This is a genomic window from Pseudomonas sp. AL03 (assembly GCF_029960815.1).
Classification (GTDB): Bacteria; Pseudomonadota; Gammaproteobacteria; order Pseudomonadales; family Pseudomonadaceae; genus Aquipseudomonas.
This window is the reverse complement of record NZ_JASBRE010000004.1, coordinates 130,286-145,156: the sequence shown is the minus strand read 5'-3', so window position 1 is coordinate 145,156 and position 14,871 is coordinate 130,286. Positions and strand designations below refer to the sequence as shown.

Sequence of the window (14,871 nt, the reverse complement as noted above, 5' to 3'; positions counted from 1 at the left end):
TCGTGAGGCCGAGAACAAAAGTGGCAGGCATTATTGCAAGTAATTCTTGTTAACAAAAGTAATAGAGTATCTTTTTTCCTTCATTGCTAGCCGCTTGTCCATTGCCAGCGCTAGTCTGTGCCTTTCTGATGGGAGTTTTCTGATGTCCGCGCCTTCTGTTTTGATCGCCGGCTGCGGTGATGTTGGTAGCCGTCTGGCCACGCAATTGGTGGCTTCTGGGTGGGAGGTTCATGGCCTGAGGCGTGACGTCTCGCGCCTACCCGAGGGAGTCATTGGTGTTGCCGGCGACTTGTTCAATGAAGACTGCCCGGCGACTTGGCCAGTCGGTGCGGTGGATTACCTGGTGTATTGCGCGGCCGCCACCGATCACGATGAAGCCGGTTATCGTTCCGCTTATGTGCAGGGCTTGCAGCATGTGCTGGACTGGCTGAACGTCTACGGTCAGGTGCCCAATCGCCTGCTGTTTGTTTCCAGCAGCAGTGTGTATGGCCAGCAGGATGGCGAGTGGGTCGACGAGACTTCTCCGACCATTGCAGCAGGCTATTCAGGTCGATTGATGCTGGAGGCGGAGCAAGTGGCGCTCGATAGCGGCATCCCGGCCAGCATCGTACGTTTGACCGGCATTTACGGCCCGGGCCGCGAATGGCTGCTGACGCAGGTCCGTCGGGGTTATCGCGTGGCCGTCGATCCACCGTTGTACGGCAATCGCATTCACGCCGACGACGCGGCGGGGTTGATGGCGTGTCTGCTTGAAGCGGATCGTCGCGGTGTGGCGCTGGATGACGTCTACATTGGTGTGGACGATGCGCCTGCGCCGCTGGCTGAAGTGGTGGGCTGGTTGCGTGAGTACCTGGGCGTGACCGAATGGGCCGAAGACGCGAGCGTGCGTCGCACTGGCAGTAAGCAATGCAGCAATGCTCGGGCGAAAGCCTTGGGCTGGACACCGAAGTACCCAAGCTTTCGCGAAGGCTATGCTGCGATTCTTGAAGGGCGCAGCTGACTTAATCTGCCAGTCAAAGAAAAAGGAGCCCTTGGGCTCCTTTTTGCTGGATCACTGTTTCTCCAGCAACCACTTGCGATCACCCGGCGTGAACGATGGCATCTCGTCCGCCTGAGCGGTGTTCACGGTCTGGAAAATCTCCAGCTCTTTGCCCTTGCGCGCAAAGATCCAGGTGTTGCCCTGGCCGTTGAGTTGCAGCCAGATATTATCGTTGCCGCCGCTCATCGACGCGCAATCGCCCGCCAGGCACAGGGCATAACGATCCGCGCCCGGCAGGCCGGCAACCTGGCCGTCGGCCTGGAATTGCACCGTGCTGCCTTCACCGGGACCGCTGACGACTTTCCAGCTGCCACCCATATAGGCCGAATACAGTGCCCGTTCGAAGCTGGCGCCAATCGGCGCGCCGTCCGGCACCGGGGTCAGCGCGCGATCGAAGACCTGCTCCGGCTCATTGTCGTTGGCGGCCTGGCTCAGTTGCTTGCCGTCACGCTTCAGCTCGCTGGCGGAGCTGCCATAAAAGTCGACCTTCCAGGCCCCGGACTCTTCGCCCAGCAGCTTGCCTTCGACGTTTTCAAAACCATTGGTGTAGCGGGCCTGACTGGCCTTGGTGTTGACGTCCCATTCCAGGTTCGGGCCATAGGCCTGGAGCGCTTCGCGCAGGGGGCCGCCTTTGGATGCAGCATCGATCGCCGACTGATTGATCCAGGTGCCGCTGATATCACGGTCGGCAGGGTCGCTGGCACAACCGCTCAAAAATAGGGCGAGCAGCGAGAGAACTAGCGCTTTGCGCATGGTGGAATCCTTTCAAAACGCTTTCTATACGTACGGCAGCGGCGCAGCCGTGAAGGGCTGCGCCGGGCGCATTACTCAATGACCAGAATGGCATCCATTTCAACCTGCGAACCCTTTGGCAGGGCCGCAACGCCGATAGCGGCGCGGGCAGGATAAGGCTGGTCAAAGTACTTGCCCATGATCTCGTTGACCTTGGCAAAGTGGCTCAGGTCGGTGAGGAAGATGTTCAGTTTGACGATGTCCTTGAACGAACCGCCGGCCGCTTCGGCGACGGCTTTGAGGTTCTCGAACACCTGGACGGTCTGGGCTTCGAAGCCTTCAACCAGTTCCATGGTTTTTGGGTCCAGAGGAATTTGACCCGACATGTAAACGGTGTTGCCAGCCTTGATCGCCTGGGAGTAAGTACCGATGGCAGCCGGGGCCTTGTCGCTGGTGATAACTGTTTTGGTCATGAATGACTCCTTGTAATGAGTGGCTTACGCACGCATGCGGGTGATGCGAATCACCCCGGTCAGGGCGCGCAGTTTCTTGATCACGCGGGCCAGGTGCACGCGGTCGTGCACGCTGACCACCAGTTGGACCACGCTGATGCGACCATCGCGTTCGTCCATGCTGATTTTTTCGATATTGCCGTCGGCGGCGTTGACGCTGCTGGCCAGCAGAGCGATCAAGCCACGCTGGTGTTCCAGTTCGACGCGCAGCTCGACATTGAATTCGCCGGTGACATCCTTGGCCCACGAGAGCTGGATGCATTTTTCCGGGTTGTGGCGGATTTCGCTGATGTTGCGGCAGTTGTCCAGGTGCACGACCATGCCTTTGCCCGCGGACAGGTGGCCGACAATCGGGTCGCCCGGGATCGGTGTGCAGCACTTGGCGTAGCTGAGTACCAGGCCCTCGGTGCCACGAATCGCCAGCGGGCCTTCCGCGCTCGGCAGCTGTTCGCCTTCGCCAAGCAGTCGGCGAGCCACCACGTAAGCCATGCGATTGCCCAGGCCGATGTCTTCGAGCAAGTCTTCGATCAGTTCCAGGCGGTACTCGGTGAGCATCGCTTTGACGCGCTCGACCGCGACTTTCTCCAGCGAGCTGTCGAAGCCATTCAGCACTTTGTTCAGCAGGCGTTCGCCGAGGCTGATGGATTCGGAGCGGCGCTGCAGTTTCAGCGCATGGCGGATGTGGGTCCGCGCCTTGCCGGTGACCACGAAGTTGAGCCACGCCGGGTTCGGCCGCGCGCCGGGGGCGCTGACGATCTCGACCGTGGAGCCGCTTTGCAGCGGTTCGGACAGCGGTGCGAGACGACGATTGATCCGACACGCAATGCAGCTGTTGCCCACGTCGGTGTGCACCGCGTAAGCGAAGTCGACCGCCGTGGAGCCTTTGGGCAGCTCCATGATCCGGCCTTTGGGCGTGAACACGTAGACCTCGTCCGGGAACAGGTCAATCTTCACGCTCTCGATGAATTCCAGCGAGTTGCCGGCCCGTTGCTGCATCTCCAGCACGCCTTTGACCCACTGACGGGCGCGGGCGTGAGTGCCTTTTGGCTGCTCGTCGCCGCTGGATTTGTACAGCCAATGCGCGGCGATGCCGTTGTTGGCCATCTCTTCCATTTCACGGGTGCGGATCTGGATCTCGATCGGAACACCGTGCATGCCGAACAATGTGGTGTGCAGCGACTGGTAGCCGTTCGCTTTGGGGATCGCGATGTAATCCTTGAAGCGCCCCGGCAACGGCTTGTACAAATTATGCACAGCACCCAGCACGCGGTAGCAGGTATCGACCTTGTCGACGATGATCCGGAACGCATAGACGTCCATGATCTCGTTGAAGGCCCGACGCTTGCCGCGCATTTTCTTGTAGATGCCGTAGAGGTGTTTCTGACGACCGCTGACTTCGCCCTGGATTTCATCAATAGCCAGGCAGTGGCTGAGTGATTCTTCGATCTTGTTGACGATTTCCTTGCGGTTGCCCCGGGCGCGTTTGACCGCCTGGTTAATCCGTGCGGAACGCATCGGGTGCATCGCCTTGAAGCCGAGGTCTTCGAATTCTATGCGGATGGCGTGCATGCCCAGCCGGTTGGCAATGGGCGCATAGATTTCCAGGGTTTCCTTGGCAATTCGCCGACGCTTTTCGCCGGACAGGACTTCCAGCGTGCGCATGTTGTGCAGGCGGTCAGCCAGCTTGACCAGGATCACGCGAATGTCGCGGGCCATGGCCATGGCCATTTTCTGGAAGTTTTCGGCCTGGGCTTCGGCTTTGGTCTCGAAGTTCATCTGGGTCAGTTTGCTGACCCCGTCGACCAGTTCGGCCACGGTTTCGCCGAACTGCGCTTGCAGCGCTTCCTTGGCAATACCGGTGTCTTCGATCACGTCATGCAGCATCGCAGCCATCAGGCTCTGATGGTCCATGTGCATTTCGGCAAGAATATTCGCAACCGCGAGTGGGTGCGTGACGTACGCCTCGCCGCTACGGCGGCGTTGGCCATCGTGGGCTTGTTCGGCGTAGAAGTACGCTCGGCGGACCAGGTTGACCTGGTCCTTGCCGAGGTAGGTCGATAAGCGATCGGCGAGGGCGTCTATGCTCGGCATGATGAATCCTGCCGTTCGCTGTGACCCCGCGCCGTGCTACGTCGACCAGGCATGGCTTAGACGGCCTCGTTGGACTCGTCCTCGAACGCTGCGAACAGCGGTTCGTCTTCGACGATTTCAGCATTGGCGATGAACTCGTAGCTCATCAGGCCTTCAGCGATTTCACGCAAGGCTACAACGGTAGGCTTGTCGTTTTCCCACTGGACCAGTGGCTCTTTGCCGCCGGTGGCCAGTTGACGGGCACGCTTGGTAGACAGCATGACCAGCTCAAAGCGGTTTTCCACGTGGTTTAGGCAATCTTCAACGGTTACGCGGGCCATGGTATTCCTCGGAGCGAATGCAATATGCGCGCTGCCCGGTTGGGCGAGCGGACTCAACAGTTTAAAAAATCACCAGCGTTTAGGGAAGCGCTGATTTTTTGACCAAGCCCTTCAACGCGCTGCAAGTGCCAATGTAAAGCCCTTGCAGCGGTTTTGGGAAGCGCCGTTTAGCCGAGCAATTCAGCCAAAAGTTTTCCGTTACGCTGCTGCTGACGCTTCTGATGCAGCTGATTGGCACGGAAAATCGCCTGCAAATCCTTCAGTGCGTGGGCGAAATCGTCGTTGATGATCAGGTAGTCGTAATCGACGTAGTGGCTCATTTCGCTGACGGCTTCGCGCATTCGGCCTTCGATGATCTCGTCGCTGTCCTGGCCGCGATTGGTCAGGCGCTGGTGCAAGGCCTGCAGCGACGGCGGCAGAATGAAGATCGAACGGGCCTGGGGCATCAACTTGCGCACTTGCTCTGCACCCTGCCAGTCGATTTCCAGAATCAGGTCGTGGCCTTCGTCCAGGGTCTGCTGCAGGTGGCTTTGCGAAGTGCCGTAGAGATTGCCGAACACTTCGGCGCGCTCGAGGAAATCCCCGTGTTCGATCATCTTCACGAACTCTTCGCGCGACACGAAGTTGTAGTTCACACCGTTCACTTCACCGGGGCGCATGGCCCGGGTGGTGTGGGAAACGGAGACGCGGATCTCCTGATTAGCGTCGGTCAGGGCCTTGACCAGGCTGCTCTTGCCCGCGCCCGAAGGTGCGGAAATGATGTACAGGGTGCCAGTGCTGTGGGTCATGTGGGGTTTGCCTTACTCAATATTCTGCACTTGTTCGCGCATCTGCTCGATCAACACCTTGAGGTTGACCGCCGCCTGGGTGCTGCGCGGGTCGAAGGCTTTGGAGCCCAGTGTGTTGGCTTCGCGGTTGAGCTCCTGCATCAGGAAGTCGAGGCGCCGACCGGCAGCGCCACCGGATTTGAGTACCCGGCGAACTTCGATGATGTGAGTGCTCAGGCGATCCAGTTCTTCGGCGACGTCGCTCTTTTGCGCGAGCATGACCATTTCCTGCTCCAGCCGCTGCGGGTCCATCTCGGCCTTCATGTCGGCAAAGCGGTCGAGCACTTTCTGGCGCTGGGTGGCGAGCATCTGCGGGACCCGTTCACGCAGGGTCACCACGTCTTCTTCAATGGAGGTCAGGCGATCATTGATCAACCGTGCCAGCTCCGCGCCTTCGCGCTCGCGGCCGGCCTTGAGTTCTTTCAGACCTTCGTTGAACAGCGCCAGTGCTTCGGCATTCAAGGCTTGCGGGTCGGTCGCATCGCCCACCAGCACGCCGGGCCAGGCCAGGACTTCCAGCGGGTTCAGTGCGGCGGGATTCTTGATCAGGCCGGCGATGGTCTCGGCGGCGGCGACCAATTGCGCGGCGCGCTCGCGGTCCACTTGCAGTGGTTTGTCGGTGTTTTCTTCGGTGAAGCGCAAGGTGCATTCGAGCTTGCCCCGGGAGATTCCCTGGCGCAGGGCTTCGCGGACCGCGCCTTCGAGGTCGCGAAAGGACTCCGGCAGACGCAAGTGCGGCTCCAGGTAGCGGCTGTTGACCGAGCGCAGTTCCCAGCTCAGGGTGCCTTGGGCGCCGGCTTTTTCGACGCGGGCGAAGGCGGTCATGCTGTGCACCATGGAGGTACCTCGCAATGCAGGTTCATGCGTTACCAAAGGTTTCGCAGGCCTGATCTATATGAATTTAAGCCGAGAGGCAGCAAAGGCGCAGGATTGTAGCGCAGTGGGGCGAATGCGCCCAAACACACGGTGTGACAAAGGGCTGCAGGCCGTCGGTAAAGCGCTATTCAGGGCCTTCAGTCGTCGGGGGATTTTTTTAGAAGTGCCCACTCACGGCCCTGCGGCTCTATAATGCTCCGCAGTTTTCCGTCCCCCGTACAGGTACTCCCTATGAAACGTCCAAGTGGTCGCGCTGCCGATCAGCTCCGCTCGATCCGCATTACCCGCAACTACACCAAACACGCCGAGGGATCTGTACTGGTCGAGTTCGGTGATACCAAAGTCATCTGCACCGTCAGCGTCGAGAACGGCGTGCCGCGGTTCCTCAAAGGTCAGGGCCAAGGCTGGTTGACCGCTGAATACGGCATGCTGCCGCGCGCCACTGGCGAGCGTAACCAGCGTGAAGCGAGCCGCGGCAAGCAAGGCGGCCGTACCCTGGAAATCCAGCGTCTGATCGGCCGTTCCCTGCGTGCTTCGCTGGACATGTCCAAGCTGGGCGACGTCACCTTGTACGTCGACTGCGACGTGATCCAGGCTGACGGCGGCACCCGCACTGCGTCCATCACCGGTGCGATGGTTGCACTGGTCGACGCGTTGAAAGTGATCAAGAAGCGCGGCGGCCTGAAAGGCGGCGACCCGTTGAAGCAAATGATCGCTGCCGTTTCTGTGGGCATGTATCAGGGCGAGCCTGTGCTCGACCTCGACTACCTGGAAGACTCGGCTGCCGAGACGGACCTGAACGTGGTGATGACCAGCACTGGCGGCTTCATCGAAGTTCAGGGCACTGCCGAAGGCGCACCGTTCCAGCCTGAAGAGCTGAACGCTATGCTGGAACTGGCGAAGAAAGGCATGACCGAAATCTTCGAGCTGCAAAAGGCTGCACTGGCCGACTGATCGGACCGCTCCAGGCAAGGAGGACGTTATGAGTGACGAGCAACAGCTACTTCCCACCCCGAGCAAAGAGGTTCGGCAGTGGGCGATGTTTTGTCACCTGTCCGCCTTGCTGGGGATCTGGATTCCGTTCGGTACGTTGATCGGTCCGCTGATTCTCTGGCAGATGAAGCGCGAGATGGACCCGTTCATCGATGCGCAGGGCAAGGAGGCGCTGAACTTTCAGATCACCGTCGCCATTGCTTCCGCCATCTGCTTCCTGCTGATGGTGGTGATCGTCGGGTTCTTCCTGTTCGGTCTGTTGGCGATCGGTGCGCTGGTGCTGACCATCATCGGTGGCGTGAAGGCCAATGAAGGGCTGCCTTACCGGTATCCGTTCACGTGGCGGTTGATCAGATAAATCGTTGCGCACAAAAAAGCCGACACTGATGTCGGCTTTTTTGTGTGTGCGAAAAGACGCTTTAGATGGTCAGCGTCCAGTCGTAGTCCACGATCAGCGGCGCGTGCTGCGAGAACCGTGGCTGGCGAGGCAAGCGCGCGCTACGTACGAAGCGGCGCAGACCCGGCGTCAGCAACTGATAGTCGAAACGCCAACCGAGGTTGAGCATTTCAGCCTGTTCGTTATCCGGCCACCAGCTGTACTGGTCACCTTCACGGCTGACTTCACGCAGGGCGTCAACATAGCCCATGTTGCCGACAATCTCGTCCATCCAGGCACGCTCAGGTGCCAGGAATCCCGGGGATTGCTGGCTGTCGCGCCAGTTCTTGATATCCAGCTTCTGTTGCGCCACGTACAGCGAGCCACAGTAAATGTACTCGCGACGTTTGCGTCGCTGTTTATCCAGATAACGGGCGAAATCGTCCATTAGCTTGAACTTCTGGTTCAAGTCTTCATCGCCGTTCTGCCCCGAAGGGAGCAGCAAGGTCGCGATGCTGACCTTGTCGAAATCGGCTTGCAGGTAGCGCCCGTAGCGGTCGGCCGTCTCGAACCCGAGACCGCTGATGACTGCCTTCGGTTGCAGCCGCGAATACAAAGCCACGCCACCTTGGGCGGGAACTTCGGCTTCGCAGGCATAAAGGAAGTAGCCATCCAGTTGGAAGGCTGGATCGTCCAGTTCAAAGGCGGAGGCGCGGGTGTCCTGCAGGCAGATGACGTCGGCATTCTGTGCTTGCAGCCAACTGAGCAAACCTCGCTCCACTGCAGCCTGAATACCATTGACGTTCACACTGATGATCCGCATAAATGGCCCCAAAAATCGCGTGCGTGTATGATACACGGCGTCAACCTAATTAGCTAAATCCGTGGTATTTGGGGTTTTTTTCATGCAAGCGTATCAGCGCGATTTCATTCGTTTTGCCATCGATCGCGGCGTTTTGCGCTTCGGCGAGTTCACCCTGAAGTCCGGGCGCACCAGTCCTTACTTCTTCAATGCCGGCCTGTTCAACTCGGGATCGGCCCTTGCGCAGCTGGGTCGTTTCTACGCGGCAGCCATCGTCGAGAGCGGTATTTCGTTCGACGTACTCTTCGGCCCGGCCTACAAAGGCATCCCGCTGGCGGCCACCACCGCTGTCGCGTTGGCCGAGCATCATGACCGTGATCTGCCATGGTGCTTCAACCGCAAGGAGGCCAAGGCCCACGGCGAAGGCGGCAGTCTGGTCGGCGCACCATTGACCGGCGACGTGCTGATCATCGACGACGTCATCACCGCAGGCACTGCAATCCGCGAGGTGATGCAGATCATCGCTTCCCAGGACGGCGCCAAGGCTGCGGGCGTACTCATCGCCCTGAACCGTCAGGAGCGTGGCAACGGCGAGTTGTCGGCAATCCAGGAAGTGGAGCGTGACTTCGGCATTCCGGTGATCAGCATTGTTTCGTTGAACCAGGTGCTGGAATTCCTGGCGGACGACCCCCAGCTCAAGCAGCATTTGCCAGCGGTTGAAGCCTATCGGGCTCAGTTCGGCGTCTAACAAAAAGGCCCTGTGAAAACAGGGCCTTTTTTGTTTTGGGGCCCTATTCAGGCTCCAATGTCGCCACTACTTGGTCGGATAAGGGTCGCGAACAGCATCGCCGCGTCCCGACAGAATGTTCCAGCCATTGAGCGAGTGAGTGCTCGGCTCGTAGTTCGGGCAGGGTGGAAGCGACGTCTTCGACTGGTTGGAATATGTGTGGCCGCAATCTGCGCAGGCATAGCTGCCTGCGGAAACGTCACTGCCGTAGGGAACGTGTTTTTTCTGCATAGGGAAGATCTCCTGTGGATACAGAGAAGATCCTAGGCGGATTGTTTTCTACGCGATGTCGGACGTTTCGCTGAGTCAGGTAAGGCATTTCCTTCGCGCATAAAAAGATCGCAGACTTCGTCAGCTCCTACGGAATATTCGTACATCCGTGGGTGCTGACGAAGGTTGCGATCTTTTGACGTTCTGGAATCAGTGACGCTTGCGATTGCTGATCAAGGTGCCCACACCCGTATCGGTGAAAATCTCCAGCAAAATCGCATTCGGCACCCGACCATCAATGATCAACGAACTGCCCACACCCCCCTGAACCGCTTCCAGCGCACAACGGATCTTAGGCAGCATGCCGCCGTAGATCGTGCCGTCGGCGATCAAGTCGTCGACCTGTTGGGTGGTCAGGCCGGTCAGGACCGTGCCTTGCTTGTCCATCAGGCCGGCGATGTTGGTCAGCAGCATCAGCTTTTCAGCTTTCAGCGCTTCGGCGACTTTACCGGCCACCAGGTCGGCGTTGATGTTGTACGACTCGCCGTTGGCACCGACGCCGATTGGTGCGATCACCGGAATGAAATCGCCTTTGACCAGCAAGTTCAGCAGGTCGGTGTTGATGCCGACTACTTCTCCGACCTGGCCGATGTCGATGATTTCCGGTTGGGTCATCTCCGGCGTCTGGCGGGTCACGGTGAGCTTCTTCGCACGAATCAGCTCGGCGTCTTTACCGGTCAGGCCGATGGCGCTGCCGCCATGACGGTTAATCAGGTTGACGATGTCCTTGTTCACCTGGCCGCCGAGGACCATTTCCACCACGTCCATGGTTTGCGCATCAGTCACGCGCATGCCATCGATGAAGTGGCTCTCGATCGACAGACGCTTGAGCAGGTCGCCGATTTGCGGGCCGCCGCCGTGAACCACCACCGGGTTAATGCCGACAGCTTTCATCAGCACGATGTCGCGGGCGAAACCGGTTTTCAGCTCCTCGCTTTCCATCGCGTTGCCGCCGTATTTGATCACCAGCGTCTTGCCGACATAGCGGCGAATGTAAGGCAGCGCTTCGGACAGGACCTTGGCGGTGTTGGCGGCGGCTTCGCGTTCGAGGGTCATTCAGGGCTCCGGCACTTCAAATAAGGGCGCTTCAGAAGGTCAAAACGGTAGTTGGAGATCAGGTGCAACGCGCTTCAGTTGGACGTGGAAAACATCCTTGATGCGCTGCAATTCAGCCTCGTCATCGGCCTCGAAGCGCAGCACCAGCACCGGTGTGGTGTTGGACGCGCGCACCAGGCCCCAGCCTTTGGCGTAGTCGACTCGCACGCCGTCAATGGTGGTCAGGTTGGCGCCTTCGCCCCATTTCGCGTCATGCAGTGCATCAATGATGCTGAATTTGCTCTCTTCGGTCACATGGATATTGATTTCCGGCGTAGAAATATCGTTCGGAAAGGTCGCAAACAGCTCTTCCGCAGTGGATTTTTCTTTGCTGAGGATCTCCAGCAGACGCGCTGCGCTGTAAATGCCGTCGTCGAAACCGAACCAGCGTTCCTTGAAGAAGATGTGCCCGCTCATTTCGCCGGCCAACAGGGCGCCAGTTTGTTTCATTTTCTTTTTGATCAACGAGTGGCCAGTCTTCCACATGAGCGGACGGCCGCCGTATTCCTTGATCAGCGGCGTCAGGCGACGGGTGCATTTGACGTCGAAGATGATCTCCGCGTCAGCGTTGCGCGCCAACACGTCACGGGCGAACAGCATCAGCAGGCGGTCCGGGAAGACGATGCTGCCGGTGTTCGTCACCACGCCGACGCGGTCGCCATCGCCGTCGAAAGCCAGGCCGAGGTCAGCGTTGGTTTCCTTGACCTTGGCGATCAGGTCCACGAGGTTTTCAGGCTTGCCCGGATCCGGATGGTGGTTCGGGAAGTTGCCGTCGACATCGCAGAACAGCGGGATGACTTCGCAGTTCAGGGCTTCGATCAGTTGCGGGGCGATCACGCCGGCGGCGCCGTTACCGCAGTCGACCACGACTTTCAGACGGCGAGCCAGTTTGATGTCCTGGACGATTTCGGTGTTGTAGCGGTCGAGGATTTCGACCTGGGTGATGCTGCCCTTGCCGGTGCTCAGGTTGTTGGTCTTGAGGCGTTCGTGCAGGGCCTGGATCTGTTCGTTGGCCAGGGTGTCGCCAGCGATGACGATCTTGAAGCCGTTGTAGTTCGACGGGTTGTGGCTGCCGGTGAGCATCACGCCGGATTTGCCTTCCAGCACGTTGGCGGCGTAGTACAGCGCAGGTGTTGGCACCAGGCCGACGTCGCTGACGTGGCAACCGCTGTCGGCGAGGCCTTTGATCAGTTGCTCCACCAGTTCCGGGCCGGACAAGCGACCGTCACGGCCAACGGATACATTCGGTTCGTCCTGGGCCAGGCTCTGGGAGCCGATGGCGCGACCTAGCCAATAAGCGGTTTCAGCGTTCAAAAATTCCGGGACGGTGCCGCGAATGTCGTAGGCGCGGAAGATGCTGTCGGGGAACTTGGGTGCGACTTGGGCTGGGCTGCTCATTACTGGAAATGCTCCATCTCGAAGGGTGGCTGGACCTGCTGCGAAGAACTCGTCGGCAGGTTCAAACTGAAGGGTATGACGGCGTTTTCCACTGAGAGTTCGTGGTGTGCAAAGGCCATGCCCCCAACATTAGCTAGCGATTGGCCGGCCAATGCCTTGATTTTGGGCGGTAAACCTTCCAGATGAGGCTAGTGCAATTTTCGTCCTGGAATGCAAAAAAAACTGGCGTCAGGCCGGGCAGGCTGCCCAGCCTGCGACCCTGTGATCAATGGCTGCCGGAATGCCCGAAACCACCAGCGCCGCGCTCGGTTTCAACGAACTCTTCGACCATCTCGAAGTGCGCTTGAACGACCGGCACCAAAACCAGCTGGGCCAAACGCTCGCCCACCACCATGTTGAAGTCGGTCTGGCCACGGTTCCAGCACGACACCATCAGCGGACCCTGGTAATCGGAGTCGATCAGGCCGACCAGGTTGCCCAGCACGATGCCGTGCTTATGGCCCAGGCCGGAGCGCGGCAGGATCAGCGCCGCCAAACCCGGATCGCCGATGTACACCGACAGGCCGGTAGGGATCAGCAGGGTTTCGCCCGGCTTGATGACGGTGTCTTTTTCCAGCATGGCGCGCAGGTCGAGGCCGGCGGAGCCTGGCGTGGCGTACTGCGGCAGCGGGAAATCGGTACCGATGCGAGGGTCGAGGATCTTGGCTTGCAAAGCGTGCATGTAAATTAAACCTGGTTCAGACGTTCGGCGATAAAAGTGATCAGCTGGCGGGCAATCTTGCTCTTGCTGGTCTGGGCGAAAAGTGTGGCGTGTAGCTGGCGGTCGATCACGCTGCAGGCGTTTTCTTCGCTGTTGAAGCCGATACTCGGGTTGGCGACGTCGTTGGCGACGATCAAATCGAGGTTCTTGTCTTTCAACTTGCGTGCAGCGTAGTCGAGCAGGTGTTCGGTTTCAGCGGCAAAACCGACACTGAACGGACGGTCAGGGCGCGTGGCGATGGTGGCCAGAATGTCTGGGTTGCGCACCATCTGTAGCAACAAGCCGTCGCCGTTCGCAGGGTCTTTCTTGAGTTTCTGTGGGGCGACGACTTCCGGGCGGTAGTCCGCGACCGCTGCCGAAGCGATAAACAGGTCGCAAGGGATCGCGGCTTCACAGGCGGCGAGCATGTCGCGAGCGCTGACCACGTCGATGCGGGTGACGCGATCTGGCGTTGGCAGGTGCACTGGGCCGGTGATCAGCGTCACACGGGCGCCGGCTTCCACCGCGGCTTCGGCCAGGGCAAAGCCCATTTTTCCGGAGCTGTGGTTGGTGATGTAGCGCACCGGGTCGATGTTTTCCTGGGTCGGCCCGGCGGTGATCAGCACGTGTTTGCCGGTCAGCGCCTGGCGCTGGAAGCAGTCCGCTGCGCACTGCGCGAGGTCGGTGGCTTCGAGCATGCGGCCCATGCCGACGTCGCCACAGGCCTGGCTGCCGGAGGCCGGGCCGAAGACTTTCAGGTGGCGGCTTTCGAGCAGTTGCAGGTTGGCCTGGGTCGCTGGATCGCGCCACATGGCCTGGTTCATCGCCGGGGCAACGGCGACCACGGCGTCGGTGGCCAGAACCAGCGTGGTCAGCAGGTCGTCGGCAATGCCTTGTGCCAGACGGGCGATCAGGTCCGCTGTAGCGGGGGCGATCAGCACCAGGTCGGCCCACTTGGCCAGCTCGATGTGGCCCATCGCAGCTTCGGCCGCCGGGTCCAGCAGGTCGAGGTGGACCGGGTGCCCTGACAAGGCCTGCATGGTCAACGGGGTGATGAACTCGCTGCCGCCACGGGTCATGACCACGCGCACTTCGGCGCCCTGGTCGATCAGGCGGCGAACCAGGTCGGCGCTCTTGTAGGCAGCGATACCGCCGCCGACGCCCAGAACGATGCGTTTCCGATACAGCCGCTGCATAGGTCTGCCTTTCAATTCGATGGTGACTGCATGGCGATACCCCCTCCCCAGGGATGAAATCGCCAGCAAAAAAGATGGGCTACGATATCACAGCGACCGCTACGGAACAGCGGCGCCCACACGACAGGGAGGTGCTATGAGTATTCGTGATTGGCCGGCGGCTGAGCGCCCGCGGGAGAGGTTACTTGAGTTGGGCTCTGGGAGTCTTTCGGGCGCCGAACTGCTGGCGATTTTTTTACGAACCGGCGTGTCGGGTAAAAGCGCGGTAGATCTGGCGCGACACCTGTTGAATCAGTTTGGCAGCCTGCGCGCACTGCTCGAGGCCGATCAGGAAGCATTCAGCAGGCAATTGGGGCTCGGACCCGCGAAATTCGCTCAGTTGCAAGCGGTCCAGGAAATGGGCAGACGGCATTTAGCCGAACGTGCGCGCCAAAAATCGGCATTGGAAAATCCGCAGGCGGTTCGTGATTACCTGAAGTCGATGCTGCGCCATGAGCCTCACGAGGTGTTCGGGTGTCTGTTTTTGGATTCCAAGCATCAAGTGCTGGCCTTTGAAGCGTTGTTTCGCGGCTCAATCGACAGCACGAGTGTCCATCCAAGACAGGTGGTCAAGCGTGCACTTGCCCACAACGCTGCAGCGTTGATCCTCTGCCACAACCATCCGTCGGGCAACACCAACCCCAGTCAAGCCGACCGCACGCTGACCAAGCGCCTGCAAGAGGCGCTGGACCTGATCGATGTGCGGGTACTCGACCATTTCATCATAGGCGATGGCGATCCGCTGTCGATGGCTGAGTATGGGTGGATGTAAAGGGTAA

At 59.6% G+C, this 14,871-nt stretch carries 16 protein-coding genes and 1 pseudogene; 5 read left to right on the top strand and 12 right to left on the bottom strand.

Annotation, left to right across the window (positions count from 1 at the left end):
- The first annotated feature begins 142 nt into the window (after positions 1-142).
- A complete protein-coding gene (locus QK293_RS06205) occupies positions 143-1,000 on the top strand; it encodes an SDR family oxidoreductase (RefSeq protein WP_282376232.1) in 858 nt (285 codons plus the stop codon).
- 51 nt (positions 1,001-1,051) lie between these two features.
- Here QK293_RS06205 and QK293_RS06200 read toward each other — a convergent pair whose 3' ends face one another.
- From QK293_RS06200 to QK293_RS06175, 6 genes are all read right to left on the bottom strand, one after another.
- Positions 1,052-1,792 carry a hypothetical protein gene (locus tag QK293_RS06200; RefSeq protein WP_282376231.1) on the bottom strand — a complete coding sequence of 247 codons (741 nt, stop codon included), beginning with the start codon at positions 1,790-1,792 and terminating at the stop codon, positions 1,052-1,054.
- A gap of 71 nt (positions 1,793-1,863) precedes the next feature.
- A complete protein-coding gene (locus QK293_RS06195) occupies positions 1,864-2,244 on the bottom strand; it encodes a RidA family protein (protein ID WP_003229509.1) in 381 nt (126 codons plus the stop codon).
- Positions 2,245-2,268: 24 nt separating this feature from the next.
- A complete protein-coding gene (spoT, locus tag QK293_RS06190) occupies positions 2,269-4,374 on the bottom strand; it encodes a bifunctional GTP diphosphokinase/guanosine-3',5'-bis pyrophosphate 3'-pyrophosphohydrolase (RefSeq protein ID WP_282376230.1) in 2,106 nt (701 codons plus the stop codon).
- Positions 4,375-4,430: 56 nt separating this feature from the next.
- Positions 4,431-4,694, bottom strand: coding sequence for a DNA-directed RNA polymerase subunit omega (gene rpoZ / locus QK293_RS06185; protein ID WP_007894670.1), 264 nt, complete (start codon positions 4,692-4,694; stop codon positions 4,431-4,433).
- Between the two features lie 167 nt (positions 4,695-4,861).
- Positions 4,862-5,482 (bottom strand): guanylate kinase, encoded by a 621-nt coding sequence (gene gmk, locus QK293_RS06180; protein WP_282376229.1) that lies wholly within the window; start codon positions 5,480-5,482, stop codon positions 4,862-4,864.
- A gap of 12 nt (positions 5,483-5,494) precedes the next feature.
- Positions 5,495-6,358: a YicC/YloC family endoribonuclease gene (locus QK293_RS06175; RefSeq protein WP_282376228.1), complete on the bottom strand. Its 864-nt coding sequence runs from the start codon at positions 6,356-6,358 to the stop codon at positions 5,495-5,497.
- 270 nt (positions 6,359-6,628) lie between these two features.
- Here QK293_RS06175 and rph point away from each other — a divergent pair, with 270 nt between their 5' ends.
- On the top strand, positions 6,629-7,351 hold the full coding sequence (gene rph, locus QK293_RS06170) for a ribonuclease PH (RefSeq protein ID WP_010465211.1): 723 nt from the start codon (positions 6,629-6,631) through the stop codon (positions 7,349-7,351).
- Positions 7,352-7,379: 28 nt separating this feature from the next.
- Positions 7,380-7,748 (top strand): DUF4870 domain-containing protein, encoded by a 369-nt coding sequence (locus QK293_RS06165; RefSeq protein WP_282376225.1) that lies wholly within the window; start codon positions 7,380-7,382, stop codon positions 7,746-7,748.
- 61 nt (positions 7,749-7,809) lie between these two features.
- On the opposite strand, the gene QK293_RS06160 is transcribed toward QK293_RS06165, so the two are convergent.
- Positions 7,810-8,589, bottom strand: a complete 780-nt coding sequence (locus tag QK293_RS06160) for an exodeoxyribonuclease III (protein WP_007934608.1) — start codon at positions 8,587-8,589, stop codon at positions 7,810-7,812.
- 82 nt (positions 8,590-8,671) lie between these two features.
- Here QK293_RS06160 and pyrE point away from each other — a divergent pair, with 82 nt between their 5' ends.
- Positions 8,672-9,316, top strand: coding sequence for an orotate phosphoribosyltransferase (gene pyrE / locus QK293_RS06155; protein WP_007934609.1), 645 nt, complete (start codon positions 8,672-8,674; stop codon positions 9,314-9,316).
- A gap of 66 nt (positions 9,317-9,382) precedes the next feature.
- On the opposite strand, the gene QK293_RS06150 is transcribed toward pyrE, so the two are convergent.
- The 5 genes and pseudogenes from QK293_RS06150 to coaBC all read right to left on the bottom strand — a co-directional run bounded on the left by QK293_RS06150 (position 9,383) and on the right by coaBC (position 14,053).
- Entirely contained in the window at positions 9,383-9,586 is a 204-nt protein-coding gene (locus QK293_RS06150) for a hypothetical protein (protein ID WP_282376221.1), read from the bottom strand.
- A 189-nt stretch (positions 9,587-9,775) separates the two neighbouring features.
- Positions 9,776-10,681, bottom strand: coding sequence for an acetylglutamate kinase (gene argB / locus QK293_RS06145; protein ID WP_214379802.1), 906 nt, complete (start codon positions 10,679-10,681; stop codon positions 9,776-9,778).
- Positions 10,682-10,720: 39 nt separating this feature from the next.
- Positions 10,721-12,124 (bottom strand): annotated as a pseudogene (locus tag QK293_RS06140) (phosphomannomutase/phosphoglucomutase); the annotation flags it as partial.
- Positions 12,125-12,383: 259 nt separating this feature from the next.
- Positions 12,384-12,839 carry a dUTP diphosphatase gene (gene dut / locus QK293_RS06135; RefSeq protein ID WP_134420907.1) on the bottom strand — a complete coding sequence of 152 codons (456 nt, stop codon included), beginning with the start codon at positions 12,837-12,839 and terminating at the stop codon, positions 12,384-12,386.
- A gap of 5 nt (positions 12,840-12,844) precedes the next feature.
- Positions 12,845-14,053 (bottom strand): bifunctional phosphopantothenoylcysteine decarboxylase/phosphopantothenate--cysteine ligase CoaBC, encoded by a 1,209-nt coding sequence (coaBC, locus tag QK293_RS06130; protein WP_282376216.1) that lies wholly within the window; start codon positions 14,051-14,053, stop codon positions 12,845-12,847.
- Positions 14,054-14,189: 136 nt separating this feature from the next.
- On the opposite strand from coaBC, the gene radC reads away from it, so the two are divergent.
- Positions 14,190-14,864, top strand: coding sequence for a DNA repair protein RadC (gene radC / locus QK293_RS06125; RefSeq protein WP_282376215.1), 675 nt, complete (start codon positions 14,190-14,192; stop codon positions 14,862-14,864).
- Positions 14,865-14,871 lie beyond the last annotated feature (7 nt).